Origin of the sequence: Gordonia hirsuta DSM 44140 = NBRC 16056, assembly GCF_000333015.1 — a bacterium.
GTDB lineage: Bacteria > Actinomycetota > Actinomycetes > Mycobacteriales > Mycobacteriaceae > Gordonia > Gordonia hirsuta.
Window position 1 is genome coordinate 37,542 of the sequence record NZ_BANT01000024.1, and the last position, 20,496, is coordinate 58,037.

General features: G+C 69.4%; 15 protein-coding genes. 6 read left to right on the forward strand and 9 right to left on the reverse strand.

Annotated features, from left to right (window positions below):
• Positions 1 to 3: 3 nt before the first annotated feature.
• From murJ to GOHSU_RS09705, 3 genes are read right to left on the reverse strand one after another with little or no spacing between them, the layout of a single operon-like run.
• Positions 4 to 3,726 carry a murein biosynthesis integral membrane protein MurJ gene (gene murJ, locus GOHSU_RS09695; protein WP_005940506.1) on the reverse strand — a complete coding sequence of 1,241 codons (3,723 nt, stop codon included), beginning with the start codon at positions 3,724 to 3,726 and terminating at the stop codon, positions 4 to 6.
• Positions 3,723 to 6,194, reverse strand: coding sequence for a DUF6049 family protein (locus tag GOHSU_RS09700; RefSeq protein ID WP_005940509.1), 2,472 nt, complete (start codon positions 6,192 to 6,194; stop codon positions 3,723 to 3,725). The genes murJ and GOHSU_RS09700 overlap by 4 nt, the downstream gene beginning before the upstream one ends.
• Positions 6,184 to 7,161, reverse strand: coding sequence for an NUDIX hydrolase (locus GOHSU_RS09705; protein WP_005940511.1), 978 nt, complete (start codon positions 7,159 to 7,161; stop codon positions 6,184 to 6,186). Before GOHSU_RS09705 ends, GOHSU_RS09700 begins: the two co-directional genes overlap by 11 nt.
• Positions 7,162 to 7,210: 49 nt before the next feature.
• On the opposite strand from GOHSU_RS09705, the gene GOHSU_RS09710 reads away from it, so the two are divergent.
• From GOHSU_RS09710 to GOHSU_RS09720, 3 genes are all read left to right on the forward strand, one after another.
• Positions 7,211 to 8,674, forward strand: a complete 1,464-nt coding sequence (locus GOHSU_RS09710) for a CCA tRNA nucleotidyltransferase (protein WP_005940514.1) — start codon at positions 7,211 to 7,213, stop codon at positions 8,672 to 8,674.
• Between the two features lie 9 nt (positions 8,675 to 8,683).
• Positions 8,684 to 9,775 (forward strand): aminotransferase class V-fold PLP-dependent enzyme, encoded by a 1,092-nt coding sequence (locus tag GOHSU_RS09715; RefSeq protein WP_005940516.1) that lies wholly within the window; start codon positions 8,684 to 8,686, stop codon positions 9,773 to 9,775.
• 65 nt (positions 9,776 to 9,840) lie between these two features.
• Positions 9,841 to 10,206 carry a hypothetical protein gene (locus tag GOHSU_RS09720; protein WP_024332908.1) on the forward strand — a complete coding sequence of 122 codons (366 nt, stop codon included), beginning with the start codon at positions 9,841 to 9,843 and terminating at the stop codon, positions 10,204 to 10,206.
• Here the strand turns inward: GOHSU_RS09720 and GOHSU_RS09725 are convergent.
• Complete coding sequence (locus GOHSU_RS09725; RefSeq protein WP_005940522.1) at positions 10,143 to 11,489, reverse strand: MFS transporter; 1,347 nt, start codon at positions 11,487 to 11,489, stop codon at positions 10,143 to 10,145. The two genes, GOHSU_RS09720 and GOHSU_RS09725, sit on opposite strands and share 64 nt — an antisense overlap.
• A 9-nt stretch (positions 11,490 to 11,498) precedes the next feature.
• Here GOHSU_RS09725 and GOHSU_RS09730 point away from each other — a divergent pair, with 9 nt between their 5' ends.
• A complete protein-coding gene (locus tag GOHSU_RS09730; RefSeq protein ID WP_005940525.1) occupies positions 11,499 to 12,086 on the forward strand; it encodes a YqgE/AlgH family protein in 588 nt (195 codons plus the stop codon).
• A 1-nt stretch (position 12,087) separates the two neighbouring features.
• Positions 12,088 to 12,747 (forward strand): DedA family protein, encoded by a 660-nt coding sequence (locus GOHSU_RS09735; RefSeq protein WP_005940528.1) that lies wholly within the window; start codon positions 12,088 to 12,090, stop codon positions 12,745 to 12,747.
• A 37-nt stretch (positions 12,748 to 12,784) separates the two neighbouring features.
• Here GOHSU_RS09735 and GOHSU_RS09740 read toward each other — a convergent pair whose 3' ends face one another.
• The 3 genes from GOHSU_RS09740 to GOHSU_RS09750 all read right to left on the reverse strand — a co-directional run bounded on the left by GOHSU_RS09740 (position 12,785) and on the right by GOHSU_RS09750 (position 15,222).
• Positions 12,785 to 13,609: an SDR family oxidoreductase gene (locus GOHSU_RS09740; RefSeq protein ID WP_005940531.1), complete on the reverse strand. Its 825-nt coding sequence runs from the start codon at positions 13,607 to 13,609 to the stop codon at positions 12,785 to 12,787.
• Positions 13,610 to 13,680: 71 nt separating this feature from the next.
• Positions 13,681 to 14,679, reverse strand: a complete 999-nt coding sequence (locus GOHSU_RS09745; protein ID WP_005940533.1) for a bile acid:sodium symporter family protein — start codon at positions 14,677 to 14,679, stop codon at positions 13,681 to 13,683.
• A gap of 15 nt (positions 14,680 to 14,694) precedes the next feature.
• The gene (locus GOHSU_RS09750; protein WP_024332909.1) at positions 14,695 to 15,222 is read right to left on the reverse strand and encodes an SdpI family protein; all 528 of its coding nucleotides are present in this window, start codon (positions 15,220 to 15,222) and stop codon (positions 14,695 to 14,697) included.
• 62 nt (positions 15,223 to 15,284) lie between these two features.
• Between GOHSU_RS09750 and GOHSU_RS09755 the strand changes: the two genes are divergently transcribed.
• Entirely contained in the window at positions 15,285 to 18,179 is a 2,895-nt protein-coding gene (locus tag GOHSU_RS09755) for a leucine--tRNA ligase (protein WP_005940539.1), read from the forward strand.
• A gap of 39 nt (positions 18,180 to 18,218) precedes the next feature.
• On the opposite strand, the gene GOHSU_RS09760 is transcribed toward GOHSU_RS09755, so the two are convergent.
• Positions 18,219 to 19,319, reverse strand: coding sequence for a DUF2804 family protein (locus tag GOHSU_RS09760; RefSeq protein ID WP_005940542.1), 1,101 nt, complete (start codon positions 19,317 to 19,319; stop codon positions 18,219 to 18,221).
• Between the two features lie 30 nt (positions 19,320 to 19,349).
• On the reverse strand, positions 19,350 to 20,496 hold a 1,147-nt coding region (locus GOHSU_RS16295), incomplete at its 5' end, for an FUSC family protein (RefSeq protein WP_005940545.1).

Here is a 20,496-nt window from a genome sequence, read left to right on the forward strand (position 1 = left end):
CGCTCAGCTGCCCGACAAGACGATGCGATCGATGATCGTCTGGTAGCGGTCCGGTTCGACCCGGCCCAGCTCGGTGATCCAGATCAGCAGGTAGCGGCTGGTGGCCGGGGCGTCCAGGGCGAAGGTGGAGACCTTCTTGCCGGCCGTGCCACCGCCGACCACAGAGGTCGCCGCCAGGTTCGGATCAGCCTGATCAGTGGTGCGGAACTCGACGGTGAAACCCGGTGTCGGGGTGACGATGCGCACCTGATCGACCGAGGCACCCTTGTCCAGCTCCACCAGGAGTCCGATCCCGTCCTTGAGGCCGCCGAACTCTCCGGTGCCGCGGTACTGGGAGGTCTGCCACGGCGGTTTGCCGCCGCTGAGCACGTTCTCGACGTTCTCGGCCGCGGACCGATCCGACTCGCCCTCCGGATCGAAGATGCTGACGCCGACGGGCACCACGGGCGTGGCCTGTTTCGGCGCGGACGGGGGCGCCGAGGCGCTGGTGGTGTCTTGACCCAGGAAGGCATCGACGTCGTGGGCATCGTCGCCGCCGAACGGATCGGCCAGCCACAGGATCAGTGCCAGCACCAGGAAGACCAGGAACAAGGCGGTGGCGACCAGCAGTGCACCGTTGCGTTTTCCCGCATCGCCTTCCCCGAGGAGACGTTCTTTTCGGGTGCGTGAGAGGGGGGCCACCGACACCGGTGCGCGCGTCTCCCCGACCCGTGGGATCACATCGGTGGCCAGGTCCACCACCGTGGCCTGATCCAGGATGTGCTGCACGGTGCCCGCGGTCCGGATCGCCTGGGCACCGGCCAGGGCCCGGACCGCCACCGCAGAGATCTCGAACGGAATCTGCGGCTTCACCGCCGCCGGAGCGATCGGCTGGGCGGGGTTCTTCGGATCCGGGGCGGCCGGGGTGAATCCGCCGACCGGTCCCTGCTGCGCCTGAGCGGTGACCACCGTCTGTCCCGTGCGCCCGTCCAGCGGCCAGCGATCGAGCAGCAGTGCGTACAGCACCGCACCCAGGCCGCGGACGTCGCTGGCCCGGTCGGCCTCGGCCAGCACCGCCGGGAACGCCAGCACCGCGTCGCCGTCGGTGCTGATGCGGATCCGATCCGGGTGGTCGATCGACAGTGCGGCGCCCGCGCGGTGAGCCGCTTCGGCACCGGCGGCCAGTGCCCGCACGGCCCGGGCGGCACCGGCGGCCGACGGACCGTCGGCGGCGACCTCGGCCAGCGAGGAGCCGGCGATCCACTCGGTCACGACCACGCCGCCGGAGGCACTGCGGACCACATCGAGGATGCGTGCCACCCCGGCACTGTGCAGCTGACCCAGCCGGCGCGTGCGGTTCAAGATCGCCTGCGGAGCGTCGGGCCACTGGTCGCGGTCCTCCGGCCGGTAGGGCGGTGCCTGCTGGTCCGGGTCGACGAAGGTCAAGCCGACCTCGCGGTTGAGCTGGGTGTCCTGGGCACGCCAGAACGCCATCGTCGCGGTACCGCCGTGAGATTCGAGCAGCCGGTACCGGCCGCCGGCGATGGCGGCTCCGGGCATCAGACGTGGCCCGCGCGGTGGCGTCGGCGCCGGAGGCTGCTGCGTCATCGGGGGGAGTCCTGTTCGGGGCGGAACCTGGGCGGTCGAGCGGGTCGTCGGGTCGGGTGGGGTCTGGGCGGACGCGTCCTGGGCGGGGACAGCGCGTGTGCGCTGCCGGGACGGCGGGAGATCGGCCACGGCGCCGATCAGCGGGATCACGGTGGTCTCCCCCGCGGCGCCACCGCTGGTCACGCCGTACTCCTGCCAGCTCGCCGAGCCGCGGTCGAAGCGTCGTCGTACCTCTACCTGACCAGAGTACGGGAGCGCCTCGTCGGTGCTGATCCGCGGGAACTGCACGGTCAACGTCGTGGCATCGACGGCGCTGCGGTCGGTCGCGGCGCTCTGGCGGGCGGCCACGGCGGGGATGAAGCGACCCACCAGCCGCAGGATGGAACCGGAGATGGTCACCATGTCGGGGATCCGCAGGGCGACCAGGATCAGATAGATCACCGCCAGAACGACCACCCCGGTGATACCCAGGTAGACCAGCGAACCGATCTTCCCGGCGTGCGTCGACATCTGCGAGAAGCCGGTGAGATGAGCTACCAGCCACACCGCGGCGGCGACGCCGATCGATACGCCGAGGGTCAGCAGGGTGGTCCGGGTGACGTGGCGCATCTTGGCCCTGCCGAGCGTGCGGTAGAGCAGGAAGTGCCCGACGACGGCGCCGACCAGGTAGCCGAGCCCGTTCGACAGCGCCAGCCAGCGCACCACCAGTTCCTGGTCGGTGAACAGCACCGGCCCCACGTACGACGACGCCACCTTCACCACCGTGATGCCCAAGACCATGACCGTCGGCGTCCAGGCGTCTTCGCGGGCGTAGAACACGCGCAGCTGCACCAGGGTCATCGCATACGGGATCAGGGTGAACGCACCCCAGGCCAGTACCGAGCCGAGCTGCTCGGCGTCGGTGGCGTCGAAGTGCCCGAAGTTGAAGATCGCCACGCCCAGCGCAGGACCGAACAGGGTCATGTAGGCGACCGTCGGCAGTAGTGCCAGCATGGTCAGCCGGGTGGCCAGCGACATGTCGTCGACCACCGCATCGGTGTCTTCGGCGGCGGCATTGCGCGACAGCCGGGGCATGATCGCAGTCAGGATCGTCACACCCAGCACTCCGTAGGGCAGCTGCAGCAGCTGCCAGGAGGTGGCGTAGACGGCGATGCCCGAGTCGGTGGCGGCGGCCGCGATCCGGTAGGTGACCACCAGACCGATCTGCAGGATCAGCACGTAGAAGACGATCGCCACGGCCATGTTGCCGAAGCGGCGCAGCCGGGCGTCGATCCCCCACTGAATCCGGAGCCGGATCCCGGCGCGTTTGAGATACGGCAGCAGGATCGCGGCCTGCACCACCACACCGAGAGTGGTGCCCACACCCAGGACCAGCAGCTTCGGACTGCTCATCGCCAGTGGATTGATGGTGATGTCGCCGGGCATCAGGAAGTACAGGACCAGAGTGACGATCTGCACGATGTTGTTCAGCACCGGTGCCCAGGCCCCGGGTTTGAACACGTTCTTCATGTTCAGGATGGCCATGAACAGCGCCGAGAGGCCGTAGAACAGGATCTCCGGCAGCAGCAGATAGGCCAGGGCCGTGGTCAGCGGCCGGTCCACCTTGCCGTCGCCCACGTTCAGGGCGGTCAGCACGGGGGCGGCGATCAGGGCGGCGATCGTGGCCACGGTCAGAATCGCCAGTGTCAGGGTGAAGATCCGGTTGATGAAGCCGGCGCCACCGTCGGGGTCTTCGGTCTCGGCCCGCACGAGCACCGGAATGACGATCGCGGTGAGCACCGCACCCAGCACGACCTCGGCGATCATATTGGGCAGCACATAGGCGGCCTGGAAGGCCGACGACACCGCGGGCCCGAGCATCGCCAGCACCAGGACGGTACGGATGAATCCGGTGATACGGCTGGTCAGAGTGGCGATCGCGATGGATCCGCCGGTGCGCATCACCGAGGCGTCGGAATCGTCCACCGCACTGCGGGCGGCGGCATTCTCCTCGTCGATCGCGGTTTCGGCGAGCAGATGCGGCTCGGCTCCGTCGGCCAACGGACGAGCCCCGCCGGCCTCGTGTCTGCCCGGGGACGGTGGGGTGCGGCGCGGACCATGCGCAGCCGGCTGCTCGGGGCGTTCACGGCGTGAGTTCACGAATCCTCCGGGTGCGCTGCTTCGACGTGTTCGTGCCGGGCCCTGTCGAGGCGTTCTTCGTAGGGGGTCGATGCTTGCCGAAGCTCTTCGGCATCCGGTTCGGGACGATCCTCGTCGGCCGGATCGGACTGACCGCGGAAACGATGCCAGAGACGCCGGGCGGTCAGCAGCACCAGCACCGTCGCCGCGGCCACGGTGATCCAGAACAGCGGTTTGCCGTAGGCATTGGTGTAGATCTCCAGCGTCACCGGGTCGCTGAGCGGAACCCCGGTGGAGGTCACCATCGCGATCTGCACGGTGGCGCTCTCGGAACTGGATGCATGCGTGCCGATCTGAATCTGGCGGGTACCGATCGGGGGGATCTCCTGCACGCCCACGTCGCCGACGTTGAGCGCGGCCGGAGCCTGGATGTCCATGCGGACCCGGATCGGCAGCGCCAGATCGTTGCGGACGATCAGCAGCAGCGGACTGCGCTCGGAGGCCAGCGTGTATCGCCCGCCGGGGTCGAGCAGGGCCACCGCCTCGACCATGCGCCTGAGCGTCGCGGTGGTCCCGGCGACCCGCATCTCCCGCAGCTCCCGGGCCGTGGCGACGGTCTGCGACTGCGGGGTGGTCACCGCCCGCAGCATGTCCTCCTGCAACGGCGCCACATAGGTCTGCGGGCTGGTGACGGTATCGCGCGAGCCGACCAGGGCGCCCTGCAACTGCGCGGTGAGAGCCAGATCGGCCCGGATCTCCTGGGCGCCGGCGCTGCTCACCGGGAAACCGCCGGCCACCAGGGGATCGACGTCACCGGGGGTCACCAGGGCGGTGGGCTCGGTGGCCTCGGGCAGATATTCGATCATCTCGGCGAGCCCGACCGGACGGGCGGTACCCGAGGCGATCAGCAGATCAGCCATGCCCAGCAGGGTCGCCGCATCGTCGGGGGTCGGGGCCCAATAGGTCGGCGGCATGATCATCGCGCTGCGGCCGATGATCGGTGCCGGAGCGCCCTCGTCGGGAACGGTCAGCGCGGGAAAGGCCAGGGCCGCGGCCGCGCTCTGCCGCCGGCTGAGCGGTGATTCCCCGCGCAGGCTCGGCTGCTGCCAGCCGGGGATGATCGACGGAACCACCGGACCGGTCCCGGCCGCACCGATGGCGGCCGAGATCGGCACCGCATAGGTCTGCAGGGCGATCGGCCCGGACTGGTAGCGGCCCTGCTCGTCGCGCCCGGCCGGTGCCACCGCCGAGGAGGCGACCGCCGCCATCAGCCGGTCCTGGCCCACGAGCACCTCGCGGCCGGCCTGCGACAGGGTGCCCACCGCCGGGATGGTGATCCCGCGCAGCGAGGTGACCCCGAGCAGGGCGTCGACGATGTCGGCGACGCCGTTCACCGCGGTCGCGGTCAGCTGGTCGTCCCCGATGACCGCCAGCGAATCCAGCCCGGCCTGCGCGAACGGCAGGGCGGTCACACACAGTTCCTGGGCCAGTTTGCGCAGCTTACCGAGCCAGGCGCGGGCGGCCTCCTGGCCGGCGCCCGGGCTGGTGGCGGCCCGAGGATCGACCGGATCATCGCTGACCAGATAACCCAGCGTCATCCCGTGCACGGTGACCAGCAGATCGGGATCGATCGCCAGGCACAGACCGCTGCGGACCCGTTCGTCGAACCGGTCGCCGGTGGTCAGCTCGCTCAGCGACTCGAGCTGGGAACCGAGCCGGCCCTCCGGACGCAGCGAGGCGGCCAGATCGTCGCTGATCAGCCGGACCGGTTCGGTGCGGCCGCCCAGGCCGCCGGGTGCCAGTTGGGGCGGAGCGGCCAGCGGCCAGATCATCGTCAGGGCGGCCGGTGCCGAGGTGTCCGGCGCCAGGGAGCCGTCCCGGCCCAGCCGGGGATCGGCGCCCTCATAGACCGGGTCGACGAAGCCGCTCGCCCGGCCGGGATCGGCGGGCAATGACAGCACCGGCAGCAGTGTGCGCGAGTCGGCCACCGAGACCACCCCTACCGACTCGGGTGTGCCGATCACATTGACCAGCAGCGGGTACACACCGGTATCGGTGATCTGCAGGCCGCCGGGACCGGCGATGGGTACTTCGATGTCGACGTCGGTGCTCTGCCCCGGATCGAGGGTGCCCGATACGGTGCGCAGTGCCGTGATCGCCGGGAAGCCGGCCGAGGAGGCCATCAGCCCGGTGCGCAGCTGGACGGCATCGGTCAGTGCCGAGCCGGCCTGCAGCCGCACTCGCACCTCGCTGATGGGCCGGTCGAAGGTGTTGGTCAGGCGGCCCCGTACCCGCACGGTGTCACCGTCGGCGCTGGTCACTGTGGAGGGGGTGATCTCGGTGAGGCTCAACCGGGCGTATTCGGGTTCGACGGCGCGGGCGGTGCCGGCGCCCAGCAGCGGGGCGATGCCGAGGCCGAGGACCAGCAGCAGAGTCCCGAGGAGGGTGGACAGGACAGCGGCCGAGCGCCGCGCCGATTCAGCTGCCACCGTCGGCACGGGTGCCGGCATTGGGTCGCCGAGACCGGCGTCGACGGCGCCGCGACTTGGCCGGTGGTGGCTCGTTGCGGCGCTGGTTGCGGGCGGCGGCGGCTTTCTCATAGTCGTTCGGCTCGGTGCGGCTGGCCTCGGCCTGGTTCCGGGCCAGCCGGTCGGGATCGCTGCGGAGATCGGCGATCACCGCCTCGGCCGTCCGGGCGAGTCGTCGCTCGTCAGAGTACGTCAGCCTGCGCGGCAATTCGGTGAGCGGCACCCAGGCGACCGCGGCGACCTCGTAATCGGTGTCCGAGAGCACCCCGTCGACGTACTTGAGCAGATAGTGGTGCACGGTCTTGTGGATCCGCCGGCCCTCGCTGACGAACCAGTAGTCGATCTTCCCCAGCGGTGCGACCACAGCGCCGGTGATCCCGGTCTCCTCAGAGATCTCCCGGATCGCGGTCTGCTCGGTGGTCTCACCGGTTTCGATGTGTCCCTTGGGCAACGACCACATCATCCGGCCGCGCCGATCGATGCGGGCGATCAGCACCGCCTGCAGCTGATCGAAGGGCTCGTCCAGGTTCGACAGCACCAGACCGCCGGCGGAGGTCTCCCGAACGGTGCGCAGCCGCTGCCCGCCCCCGGCCTGGGGACGGTTCTGTTGCGCAGGCCGGGGTTTTCCGTGCGGACGGCGGCTGGTGGGAGGCATCGCCGCCGGTGTCCCGGGTTTGGGTTCGGCAGTCCGCCGGGGCGGGGCCGGCGTCGTCTCGGCCGGGCCGCCGGAGCGAGTCGCTGCAGCGTTGCCAGTGGTCTTGGCCTGCGACGATTGCTGCTGCCCGCCGGCAGCGGCACCGCCTTTACCGCGGCGACGGCCGCGGCGCCGTCCCCGGCGGTTGCGGCGCGGACCCGGTGTCTGCGGGTCGCCGGATGCCGGACCGTCGTTCACGACGTCCGGTCGGCTCACCGGTGACTCAGCAGACACACCCTGACTCTATCTGCTCTTAACTCGGCGTTCGTTAGGCTGGGATCTCATGACCGACCGTGATTCCGCCGCCATCGCCGTCGATCGAACGCAGCGGCGAGCCCGGTTGCTCGCCGCCGCGGCGATCACACTGCGGGACTTGAGCGATGTCTTCACCCCGCTGGCCGAGCGTTTCGCCCGCCACGGGCACGAGCTGTACCTTGTCGGCGGCAGTGTGCGCGATGCCGTGCTCGGCCGGCTCGGCAACGACCTGGACTTCACCACCGATGCACGGCCGGAGACGATCGCCGAGATCCTCGGGGAGTGGGCCGAAGCGGTGTGGACCACCGGTATCGAATTCGGCACCGTCAGCGGGGTCAAGGACGGCAACACCGTCGAGATCACCACCTACCGCTCCGATGTCTACGACCGCATCGGACGCAACCCGGCCGTCACCTTCGGCGACACCCTCGAAGACGACCTGATCCGCCGGGACTTCCGCGTCAACGCGATGGCGGTCAAGCTGAATCCGGACGGCACCCAGGAGTTCTGCGATCCGCTCGACGGGATGGACGATCTGCTGGCCGGGGTCATCGACACCCCCGCGGCCCCGGAGGACTCGTTCAACGACGACCCGCTCCGGATGCTGCGCGGTCTGCGCTTCGTCTCCCAGCTGGGCTTCACCCTGTCGGACCGGACCCTGGCGGCGATCACAGCGATGGCCGCGCAGATCGACCGCATCACCGCCGAACGCATCCAGGTGGAACTGGACAAGCTGATCTGCGGGGAACATCCGATCGAAGCCATCGATCTGCTGGTGAGCACCGGGCTGGCCGATCGGCTGCTGCCGGAGATCCCGGGGATGCAGTTGACCATCGACGAGCACCATCAGCACAAGGACGTCTACCAGCATTCGCTGACCGTGCTCCAACAGGCGATCGCGCTGGAGGACGGTGGCCCCGACCCGGTGCTGCGCTGGGCGGCTCTGCTGCACGACATCGGAAAGCCGGCGACCCGGCGGCACGAGCCGGGCGGCGGTGTCAGCTTCCACCATCACGAGGTGGTCGGCGCCAAGATGGTCCGCAAGCGTATGCGGGCACTGAAATACTCCAAGGCGATGGTCGACGACGTCTCCCAGCTGGTCTTCCTGCATCTGCGGTTCCACGGCTACGGCGAGGGCCGCTGGACCGATTCGGCGGTGCGCCGGTATGTGACCGACGCCGGTCCCCTGCTGGACCGGCTGCACAAGCTGGTGCGGGCCGACTGCACCACGCGCAACCGGCGGCGCGCACGGCGGCTCCAGGAGACCTACGACGGTCTGGAGGAGCGGATCACGCAGCTGCAGGCCGCCGAGGATCTGGAGCGTGTCCGACCCGATCTGGACGGCAACGCGATCATGGAACTGCTCGGGATCCCCGCCGGTCCACAGGTCGGCGAGGCCTGGCGGTATCTGAAGGAGTTGCGGCTGGACTCGGGGCCGCTGTCGCGGGACGAGGCCGAGGCGGCTCTTCTGCAGTGGTGGGAGCAGCGGTAGATTACCGGTATGTACTGCAGCGATCTGGGTGAACAGTGGCACGCGGCCCGTATCGAACCGACGATCGCGCACCTGGACTCGGCGGCGGCCGGCCGCTCGTCGTCGGCGGTGATCGACACCATCACCGACCACCTGTGGCGCGAGGCCGAACACGGTTCGCAAGTGGCCGCGCAGGAGCAGGAGCAGGCACTGGCCCGAGGTCGTCGTGCCCTGGCCTCGCTCATCGGGCACACCCCCGATGAGCTCAGCTACCGCGACAGCGCTCGCTCGTGCCTGCGTGTCCTGCTGCACTACTGGAACCTGCCGATCGCCTCGACGGTGTGGGTTGCGGCCAACGAGTTCGGGCCGAACCTGGACCAGTTCGAGCAGCGCGGCATCGCCGTACGCGCCATGCCCTCGCGCGACGTGTACGGGCATGTCGACGTCGATGCGCTGGAGAACATGCTGCAGTTCGAGCAGCCCGACTTCATCCACGTCTGCCAGATCGGCGCTGCTGGCGGTGTGGTGCAGCCCGTGCACGAGATCGTCGAGGTCGCCCACCACGCCGAGGTCCCGGTGGTGGTCGATATGGCCCAGTCGGTCGGCCACGTCCCCACCGTCACCGGCGCCGACATCGTCTACGGCACCGCACGCAAATGGCTCACCGGTCCGCGAGCGATCGGTTTCATCGCGGTGCGCGCCGACGCGATCCGGCCGGTGACCATCGAGTCGTCGGAACGCTACGTCGCCGGGGCCCTGGGTCTGGGACAGGCGGTGGCCGAACTGCAGGACATCGGCCAGCAGGTGGTTTACCGCGAACTGGCCCACATCGGCCGCACCGTGCGGGAGCGGCTCACCGGAATCGCATCCTGGGAGGTCCTCGAACCGGTCGAGGAGCCGTCGGCGCTGGTGACGTTGCTGCCGCCACCTGGGTGGCAGCCCAGCGACGTGGCCGCCGCCCAGCGGCGCCTGCAGGAGTCGGGAATCCTGGTGACCTGCGCCGACTCCTGGCGCGCACCGCTCGCCGGCGAGCAGTCCGTGCTGCGGATCTCCCCGCATCTGGATCTGCGCCGCTCGGAGCTCGATGCGCTGGCCGGTCAGCTCCGGACCATGGGCTACTGACCGTCCCCGACACACCGGCGGCGCTCGCGGGGGAACCCGACCGGCCCCCGGTGCGTCTAACCGATATGGACCCCCTCGAGTACTTCTTCGGTGTCGGCGACGGTGAACTCTCGGTCTGGCACTCCCCCGCCGACCTGGATCTGGACGGCGACGGGATACCCGATGCGGTGGCCCTGGACTTCGACGGCGACGGGCTGATCGACGATGCGATGTGGGATTCCGACGGCGACGGCGTAGCCGACCGGGTGCTGCTGGACGTCGCCGCCGACGGCACCGCCGCGGCGGTCTTCGCCGACAGCGGCCTGGGCCTGTGGGATCAGCCGATCGTCCGGCTGCCCGTCGACGTGGACGGGGACGGGCGGCCCGATCATTTCCTGGAAGACACCGACGGTGACGGGATCGCCGATCGTGTGGTCGACGGACCGGGGTAGCCGCCGCGGCGCGGATGCCGCAGCCACACCACTGCGGCGCCGAGCAGGTAGAGACAGGAGGCGAAGACCACCGGTCCGGGGGCGAAGCCGTCGGCCGGCAGCACGACGGCACCCAGGAACATCGCCGCGACGAAGGCGACGTTGAAGATCGCGTCCTGGACGGCGAAGACCTGCCCGCGGTAGGTATCGGAGATATCGGCCTGCATGGCCAGATCACCGCAGAGTTTCACCGTCTGCCCGGCCAGCCCCAGCAGCAGGGCACCCCCGCAGATCGTCGTCCAGCTCAGATACAGCAGACCCAGTTCGGCACCGGCGGCCACCAGCAGCGCCCCCGCGATGGTCCAGCGCCGACCGATCCGATGCACCAGCACCGGGGTGGTGAAGGCGGCCGCCAGTGCGCCGACCGCGACACCGGCTCCCAGCACCACGATCGCGCCGACGTCGTGCCCGCGGATCGGCCCCAGGTCGCTGGTGCGCACCAGCAACAGCATCATCAGCGAGTTGATCCCGAAGACGAAGCGGTGCACCCCGATCGCGGCCAGCACGGTGGCCACGGTGGTGGTGGTCGCGGCTGCCCGCACACCGTGACCCAGCCCGTGCGCCACCGCGAACAGGGCCGAACGGCCGGCGTCGTCGGGCTGATCGGGTCCCAGGAACCGGCGGGGGAAGCCGGCGGCCAGCAGCCCGGAGACCAGAGTGATCACCGCGCCGGCCAGCAGGGTGGCCGCCGACCCGGCATCGTCGGCCCCGAAGATCGCGCGCAGCATGCTCGACAGACCGAAACCGGCGGCCAGGAGTCCAGCACCCAGGGTGGTGAAGAAGGCGTTCATCTCGATCAGCACGTCCCGGGAGGCGACGTGCGGCAGGGACGCCGACAGCCCCGAGGCGATGAACCGGCTGGCCCCGGTCACCGTCAGGGCCGCGAGCAGCACCACCGCATCCGGCGCGCCGGTGCCCATCGCCAGGGCCACCGAGGCGATGGCGGCGGCCCGGAAGACGTTGACCCAGAGCAGCACCCGCCGCCGGTCCCAGTGGTCCAGGAGGGCGCCGGCGAACGGGCCGATCACCGAGTACGGCAGCAGCAGGACCGCGAAGCCCGCGGCGATCGCCAGCGCGTCGGAGTGCCGGTCGGGATTGAACAGGATCGACAACGCCAGCGCGGCCTGGAACGCGCCCTCGCTGAGCTGGCTGGTCAGCCGCACCAGCAGCAAGCGCCACAGGCCCGGCGAATGACCCAGCGATCGGAGGAATCCCACCGGTCGACAGTAGCCCGGATATGCCATGATGGATCGGTGGCTGGCGATGAGTACCGCGACCCGGCGCAGGTCCGCCCGGGTTCTGTGCTGATCGCATCGACATCGCTGATCGGCCCCACGTTCGTGCGCACCGTCATCTACGTGATTGAGCACGACGAATACGGCACCCTCGGGGTGGTGCTCAACCGGATGAGCCAGGCCGCCGTCTTCAACGTGCTGCCCCAGTGGTCGGAGCTGGCCGCCTCCCCGCGCGCGGTGTTCATCGGCGGACCGGTGCAGACCGAGTCGGCGGTCTGTCTGGGCGTGGTCAAGACCGGCACCGACCTGGAGACACAGCCGAGACTGCACCAGGTTCGCGGCCCGGTGTGCATGGTCGACCTGGACGCCGATCCCGACGACCTAGAAACGGTCCTCACCGGGGTCCGGATCTTCGCCGGGTATGCCGGCTGGGGTGCCGGTCAGCTCGACGACGAGATCACCGAAGGCAGTTGGCTGGTCACCACCGGTCTGCCGTCGGATCTGCTGGCACCGGCCACCGTCGACGTCTGGAACGAGGTGCTGCGCCGCCAGGAGTGGCCGCTACCGCTGCTGGCCACCTACCCCGCCGACACCCTGACCAACTGAAATGCACGCACTGTCCGAATTGCTCACCGAGGTCATCAATCTGGCCCCGGCGTGGGCGGTCTACCTGGTGGTCGCGCTGGTCCTGTTCTCCGAGACCGCGATCTTGATCTGCGGGATGATCGTCCCCAGCGAGGCGACGCTCATCGCCGCAGGGGTGGCGGCGGCGATCGGTAAACCCAATATCGTCGTTCTGATCGCGATCGCCGTCGGTGCGGCCCTGGCCGGTGACCTGATCGGCTACTGGGTCGGGACCCGGTCGGGCCCGCGGATCCAGGAGTCGTGGGCGGGCCGCAAATTCGGTGAAGACCACTGGCGGCACGCCGAGACACGGGTGCGCGAGAACGTCTTCGTGACCGTGCCGATCGGCCGGTGGCTCGGCTACGTCCGGACGCTGGTGCCGATCACGGCCGGGATGTCGGCGGTCTCACTGCGCCGGTACGCGGTGGCGACGTTCTTCGGCGGGGCGACATGGGCCACATCGGTGCTGCTGCTGGCCTATCTGCTCGGTGCGACGGCCGGTGCCCGGCTGATCGGCATCATGGTGGTGGCTCTGGTGGCCGCCGGGGTGCTGATCGTGGTGGTGCGCTGGGTGTGTCACCGGATCGTGATGCGCCGGCGCGGACCCGCCCCGAACGCCCTGCCGGCAACCGAATCGGTCTGACCGGCCGGTGGCTGAGGCGAGCCGATCGACCGGTGGCCTAGGAGCCCAGCGCGCGCTTCTGATAGTCGCGGCGCTCGGCCGCCGAGGCCGATTCGACCTGGTCGGGCACCATCTTGCGCATCAGGAAATCACGCAGCCCCTGCGGCAGTAGACCGGCGACCGCGACCAGCGGCCCCACGTACGACGGAATCGTGGTCACGAAGCGGGGTTTGGCGATCACCGCCAGCACCGCATCGGCGACGTCGTCGGGACTGAGGAGTTTGGCGGCGCCGGTCGCGGTGCCCTTGGCCAGTTCGGTGTCGACCACCCCGGGCAGGATCGCCGAGATCACCACCCCGCTCCCCCGCAGCTCCTCGCGCACCCCGGTCAGATAGCCCAGGACCGCGTGCTTGCTGGCGGCATAACTGGACTCCCCGGGCGGGGCCACCTTGGACGCCGCCGAGGCGATGGTGATGATCTGGCCGCCGCCGCGCTCACGCATGCGGGGGGCCACCAAGCGGATCCCGCGGATCACTCCGAGCACGTTCACTGCGAACATGGCTTCGGTCGCCTTCTCCGGCTCCTCGTCGAACGGGCCGACCCACATCACCCCGGCGTTGTTCACCAGCACGTCGATGGGGCCCAGGTCGGCGGTCACCGACTCCAGAAAGGCCTGGTAGGACTCCTCATCGGTGACATCTAGCGAATACCCGCGCATACCCCCGCCCAGTTCGTCGGCGGTGGCGCGGGCACCGGCCGCATCGCGGTCACCGATCGCAACCCGGGCGCCGGACCAGGCCGCCTGTTCGGCGATCTGCCGCCCGATGCCGGCCGCACCGCCGGTCACCGCGATTACCAGTCCTTCGAGCTGTGGATTCGCCATACCTTCAGCCTGACACATCCGGTGCCCGGTGGACAGGATGATCGCCTCGGACGGGTCTTAGGAACCGGTCGTCAGACCAGGGCTGCGTCCTCCTGCTGTCCGGCCTGGCGGCCGTACCGGGTGGCCAGCCATGAGCAGAGGATCAGCTGTACCTGATGGAAGATCATCAGCGGCAGGATGATCAGGCCGACCTGCGAACCGGCGAACAGGACGGTGGCCATCGGCAGACCGGTCGCCAGGGACTTCTTGGTGCCGCAGAACTGGATGGCGATGGTGTCGCCGCGATCGAAGCCGAGCCGGCGGGGCAGCCACCCCGAGAGCATCAGCATCACGATGACCAGGGCGGTGGCGATCAACGTCATCCAGACCACCTCCCAGGCCGTGATCAACGACCACAGCCCCTGCTGCACCCCTTCACTGAAGGCGACGTAGACCACCAGCACGATCGAGCCCCGGTCTACGTACTTGGTGGGTTCGGCATAGCGGTTGAGTACCGGGGCCACCCACGGTCGCAGCAACTGGCCGAGGATGAACGGCAAGAGGATCTGCAGCATGATCTTGGTGATCGAGGAGGCGTCCACGTGCACCCCGGCGTCGGTGCTCATCAGCCACACCACCAGCAGCGGGGTCAGGAACACCCCCAGCAGGTTCGACACCGAGGCGCTGACGATCGCCCCGGGGACATTGCCCTTGGCGATCGAGGTGAACGCGATCGACGACTGCACCGTGGAGGGCACCAACGTCAGATACAACAGACCCGCCGACAGATCCTTGCCGATCACATGACTCAGCAGCGGTGCCAGCACCACTCCGACGATCGGGAACAGCACAAAGGTGAAGACCAGAATGGTCAGGTGCAGCCGCCAGTGGGTCAGACCGGCCAGCGCCTCACGCGGATGCAGCCGGGTGCCGTAGAGGAAGAACAGCAGGGCGATCGCGGCGATCACCACGTAGTCGAGGATCTCGGCGAAGATGCCGCCGGCCGGGGCGAATGCGGCGACCACCACGGCCAGCATGATCGTCATCACGAAGCCGTCGATCGGCGATCGCGCCATCCACTTGGCGAACATCGACGTGGATACTCCCTAGGGCTGGTGTGAGTCGCTGGCCTGCGATTCCGGCAGGCACATGCCGCTCAGCGCGCACGACCCGCAACTGGACTCCCCGCAATCGGCAGCCGGATCGGCCGAGCCGGTCTGGCTGTGGTCGGCACCGTCGGTCTGCTCGCCACCGGAGCAACACCCGCTGCTGCAGCCGCCGCTTTGTTCCTGCGGCGGGACCAGCGCCTGTGCCGCACGGACGGCCACCCCGCTGACCATCGACACCGCCAGCAGACCGATCAGCAGTCCGCCCAGCGCGTAAACGAAGCCCCACCGATTCGCCAGAGACAGCAGTCCGCCCAGCACCGCGACCACGGCGCCGCCGAGGAAACCGGGAGCGGCGACGCGGTGCGCCAGGACCCAGGCCTCCTGTGAGGAGACGGTCTCGGCGGTCCGGACACCGGCCCAGCGGTTCCCGGGGAAACGGCCGGCCAGACCCGCCAGACCGATCACGGCCCACAGGGCCGCGAAAGCGAAGGCCACGACGGCGGCGATCAGGGACGCGAGGTGCACGCCTTCGATGGTATCGCCGAGGCGGCTCCCGGTGCGCATCGGTGACGATTTACCCTGGTCGGGTGAGCATCGCCGAGAACACCCCGGGTCACCGTTACACCGCGCAGACCGCCGGTGACATCGAATCCCGCTGGCAGGAGTACTGGACCACGAATCAGACCTTCGCCGCACCGAACCCGGTCGGACCGCTCGCCGGCGACTTCTCGGCGTTCTCCGGTTCCGGCCCGCAGGCGCCGGACAAGCTGTTCGTGCAGGACATGTTCCCCTACCCTTCCGGTGCCGGACTGCATGTGGGTCACCCGCTGGGATTCATCGCCTCGGACGTCTACGCCCGCTACCAGCGGATGGCCGGATACAACGTCCTGCACACCATGGGCTTCGACTCCTTCGGTCTGCCCGCCGAGCAGTACGCGGTGCAGACCGGCACCCACCCGCGGACCACCACCGAAGCCAATATCGAGCGGTATCTGCAGCAGATCCGCCGGCTGGGTCTGGGCCATGACGAACGACGGCGCGTGGCCACCACCGATGTGGACTTCTACCGGTGGACGCAGTGGATCTTCCTGCAGATCTACAACGCCTGGTTCGACGACGACCGGCAGCAGGCGCGGCACATCAGCGAGCTGATCGCCGATTTCGACTCCGGCGCCAGGACCCCCGACGACGGACGGGTCTGGGCCGAACTCGACGAGGCCGGCCGCCGCGAGGTCCTGGACTCCTACCGGCTGGTGTATCTGAGCGATTCGCTGGTCAACTGGTGCCCCGGCTTGGGCACGGTGCTGGCCAACGAGGAGGTCACCGCCGAAGGCCGCAGTGAACGCGGCAACTTCCCGGTCTTCCGCAAGAATCTGCGGCAGTGGATGATGCGGATCACCGCCTACTCCGACCGGCTGCTGGACGATCTGGACCTGCTGGACTGGCCGGAGAAGGTCAAGACGATGCAGCGCAACTGGATCGGCCGCTCCCTGGGCGCCCGGGTGCAGTTCCCGGTCCCCGGCGTGTCGGGCGAGGTCGCGCCCATCGAAGTGTTCACCACCCGCCCCGACACCCTGTTCGGTGCCAGTTACATGGTGCTGGCCCCCGAGCACGAGCTGGTCGATCAGATCGTCGCCGAGGCCTGGCCCGAGGGCACCGATGAGCGCTGGACCGGTGTGGCCGGCAGTGAGGCGGCCGGCACCGGCGGCTACCGCGCCGCTGACCCGCGCACCGCGGTGGTGGCCTATCGCGCCCTGATCGCGGCCAAGAGCGATCTGGAGCGGCAGGAGAACAAGGACAAGACCGGCGTCTTCACTGGTGCCTACGCCACCAACCCGGTCAACGGGGAACAGCTGCCGGTCTTCATCGCCGACTATGTGCTGATCGGCTACGGCACCGGTGCCATCATGGCGGTGCCCGGCCACGACGAACGCGACTTCGAGTTCGCCAGCGCCTTCGGGCTGCCGATCCGCGAGGTGATCGGCAGCGAGCAAGGCATCGCCGAGGGCGCGTACACCGGTGACGGTCCGCTGATCAACAGTGGTTTTCTCGACGGACTGGCGGTCGACGAGGCCAAGGCCGCGATCATCGAACGCCTCGAGGCCGACGGCACCGGGGTGGGCACCACGGCGTTCAAGCTGCGCGACTGGCTCTTCGCCCGGCAGCGGTACTGGGGCGAACCCTTCCCCATCGTCTACGGTCCCGACGGTGCACCGGTGGCGTTGCCGGAGACCATGCTGCCGGTCGAGCTGCCCGAGGTGGCCGACTACGCGCCGGTGGCCTTCGATCCCGAGGACGCCGACAGCCGGCCCTCTCCCCCGCTGGCCAAGGCCACCGAGTGGGTCGCCGTCGACCTGGATCTGGGCGACGGGCTCAGGCGCTACACCCGCGACACGAACGTGATGCCGCAGTGGGCCGGCAGCTCCTGGTACCAGTTGCGCTACATCGATCCGACCAACGAGCAGACCCTGTGCGCCAAGGAGAACGAGGCCTACTGGATGGGCCCGCGGCCGCAGTTGCACGGCTCCGATGATCCGGGCGGACTGGATCTGTACATCGGTGGCGTCGAGCATGCGGTGCTGCACCTGCTCTACTCGCGGTTCTGGCACAAGGTGCTCTACGACCTGGGCTATGTGACCAGCAGCGAGCCGTACCGCAAGCTGTTCAACCAGGGCATGATCCAGGCCTACGCTTACACCGATTCCCGCGGCGTCTACGTGCCGGCCGAAGACGTCGTCGAACGCGACGGAACGTTCTTCTACCAGGACCAGGAGGTGACGCAGGAGTACGGGAAGATGGGCAAATCGCTCAAGAACTCGGTCACCCCTGACGATATCTGCGCCGAGTACGGTGCCGACACCCTGCGTGTCTACGAGATGGCGATGGGTCCGCTGGACCAGTCGCGGCCGTGGGCCACCAAGGACGTCGTGGGCGCCCAGCGTTTCCTGCAGCGTGTGTGGCGGCTGGTGGTCGACGAAGAGACCGGCGGACTGCGGGTCACCGACGCGCCGGCCTCCGAGGAGACCCGCCGCGCCGTGCACAAGACGATCGCCGGGGTGCGCGAGGACTTCGCCGGGCTGCGGATGAACACCGCGGGCGCCAAACTGATCGAACTGGTCAATCACCTCACCAAGACCTACCGCGACGGTGCGCCGCGCGAGGCGGTCGAGGCGCTGGTCCTGATGCTGGCACCGCTGGCCCCGCACCTGTCCGAAGAACTGTGGAACCGCTTGGGGCACAACGCTTCTCTGGCTCGCGGACCGTTTCCGGAGGTCGACGAGAGCTACCTCGTCGAAGACACCGTCGAGGTGCCGGTTCAGGTCAAGGGCAAGGTCCGCAGCCGGATCCAGGTGGCCGCCGATGCCGACGAGGCGACCGTGGTCGCCGCGGCCCTGGCCGATGAGAAGATCGCTCCCCTGCTCGACGGTGAACCGCGCAAGGTGATCTACGTTCCCGGCCGGATGGTCAACGTGGTGCCGTAGGACGGCACCGGATCGGCGGATGTGCGGTGCGCAGGTGCCTCAGAGCGTGATGCGCTTCTGCTCGCCGACCCCGAACATGCCGTCGACGTTGAGTGTGGCCCCCTGAGCCTCGATGGCGCCTTCGTACCATCCGTACGGTGCATAGTAGGCCGCCAGCGCCTTACGCGGGCCGACGTGCATCGTCGAACGGACGGTCGGGGTGAAGGTGACATCCACGGCGCCGGAGGCATCGCGGATCAGCCATTTGCCCCACGGTCCCTGCGGTCGTTCGACGGTGACCGGCGGAAGCCGGTGCAGGGTGTTGCCGATCCAGAGTGCGTTCTCGTTGAAGACCGCAGGGTCGAGGATCTGGTTGGCGGTCAGGTTGAAGCCCTCGACTCTGCCCGGATCGCCACCGTTGCCTGGGGCGCGGCGGGCGGCGGTGACCCAGTCGTACCGCATCGGGCGCGGGTAGTCGCCGTGATGGTCGTCCAGGATCAGGAAACCGCGGTCGGCGGCGATGCCGACCCGTTCGCCGCCGATCACCAGGGAGCCGTCCATCGGCATCATGACCTTATGGCTGTAGAGGGCCCGGTCGACGCTGAACGGATGCACCGTGACCAGGTGTGCAGCCTCCTCCGGTCCGCAGCTGCCGACCACGTGCAGGCCCATCGACGGCAGGTCGCCGCGACCGGGATGGTGCGCGTCGACGGCGATGCGGTCGCGCTCGAGATGGTTGCCGATCTCCACCCGGAAATCGGCGACCCGGCCCCGCGAGGAGGAGGCCAGCAGGCCCCGGGCCACCGATAGCGTCGGGGCCGGCATCTTGGTCTCCCAGCGCAGGATGGAGTCGTCGTTCTTGTTCACCGCCAGGATCTGGATCAGGCCGATGGTCTTGGCGTTGTAGACGGCACCGAGGACGAACCAGTCGTCGTCGCCGAGCTGGAAGGCCTCCCACTCCTTGAGCCGCAGGTTGCGGTTCATCCGCCGCAGCGAGCGGAAGCGGCCGTGGGGGGTGCCTTCGGCGTCGAGCCGGGTACCGGCATCGAGCGGGTTGATCAGGGGAATGGGGCCGTCGTAGGTGCCGAAGGCGTAGCGTCCGTCCTCGACGAGGGCGGGCGGGGGCGGAGTGGGCGCCGGAGGAAATATCGGAGTGGACATAGCGCCTACGACGGTAGCCGACCGGCCCGGTCACCCGGTGCGGCGGATCTGGACCACTCGCTGCAGCGCCCAATCGAGCCGGGACAGCATCCGCGCCGCGGTGCCCTGGTCGGACCGGTCGTCGTCGGGAACCGCCTGCAGCAGGCCGGGTACCGTGGTGTCTGTGGTGCTCGCGGGGCCGGGATCACCGGTGAGCAGGGCATCCCGGGCCTGTACCGCGCCGGTGCGGACCTCGTCGACGGACGCGGCCAGCGCGGGGCGCAGCGCCGGATCGGCGGGGATCGCCGAGGTTCCGGTGGTCAGGGAGATCGCCACATCGGCCAAGCGTCCGGCGAGCCGGGTGATCATGTCCTTGAGCCCGTCCAGTTCGGCGGCCTGCGCCCGATGTCCGGCCAGCAGGCTCACCGACAGGCTGTTCAGGGTGTCGTGGACGGCGGCGGCGGCCGCATCGAGTCCGGCGCTGGCCTCCAGGACACCTTCCTGGGCGTCGTCGCCGGTCAGGGCCGTCCGCACAGCGATCAGCAGATCGTCGAGGGCGGTGAAGTAGGCGGTCGTCTGCTGCCGTACCGCCGACCGCGAGGTGGTGGAGAAGATCAGGTAGGCGCACGCCACGCCGATCACGGCCCCGACGGCGGTCTCGGTGAGCCGCAGCTCCAGGATGTGCCGGTCGAGGATGCCCAGCAGCCCGTACAGGGCGGCCAGGACGATGGTGACGAAGAACGCTGTCGCGGTGTACTGCAGCGGGCCGAAATAGAGCATGCAGAACACTGCCACCACGCACATGGCGGTCAGGGCGGCGATATCGCCGTCGAACAGCACGGCCAGTCCGAAACCGACCAGCACGCCGCCCAGCGTCCCGACGATCCGGCGCGAGGCGCGGGTCAGGACCGCACCGCGGGTGGTGGTGCCGGCGAAGACGAGGAATGCGGTCAGCACCGCCCAGTACCAGCGGCTCGCCGAGATGGCTTCGCCGGTCACCGTGGCCAGCCCGGCGGCCACCATCACCTGGCCCGCCATGCGGCTGGTGACCGGCCAGTCCTGCCACTTCTGCCACCACCGGGTCCGGCCGGCGGCCGCCGGCGGGGGCGGCGAACCGGTGCCGGGCGCCGCAGAGCCCGTCGTGCCTTCCGCAGTCGACGCGGAACCGGGAGCCGGGGCGGGCGGGCCCGGTGCGGGA

Coding starts and splice junctions, on each gene's coding strand:
- GOHSU_RS09710 (WP_005940514.1), top strand. CDS start 7,211: ATGACCGACCGTGATTCCGCCGCCATCGCCGTCGATCGAACGCAGCGG.
- GOHSU_RS09715 (WP_005940516.1), top strand. CDS start 8,684: ATGTACTGCAGCGATCTGGGTGAACAGTGGCACGCGGCCCGTATCGAA.
- GOHSU_RS09720 (WP_024332908.1), top strand. CDS start 9,841: ATGGACCCCCTCGAGTACTTCTTCGGTGTCGGCGACGGTGAACTCTCG.
- GOHSU_RS09725 (WP_005940522.1), bottom strand. CDS start 11,489: ATGGCATATCCGGGCTACTGTCGACCGGTGGGATTCCTCCGATCGCTG.
- GOHSU_RS09735 (WP_005940528.1), top strand. CDS start 12,088: ATGCACGCACTGTCCGAATTGCTCACCGAGGTCATCAATCTGGCCCCG.
- GOHSU_RS09740 (WP_005940531.1), bottom strand. CDS start 13,609: ATGGCGAATCCACAGCTCGAAGGACTGGTAATCGCGGTGACCGGCGGT.
- GOHSU_RS09745 (WP_005940533.1), bottom strand. CDS start 14,679: ATGTTCGCCAAGTGGATGGCGCGATCGCCGATCGACGGCTTCGTGATG.
- GOHSU_RS09760 (WP_005940542.1), bottom strand. CDS start 19,319: ATGTCCACTCCGATATTTCCTCCGGCGCCCACTCCGCCCCCGCCCGCC.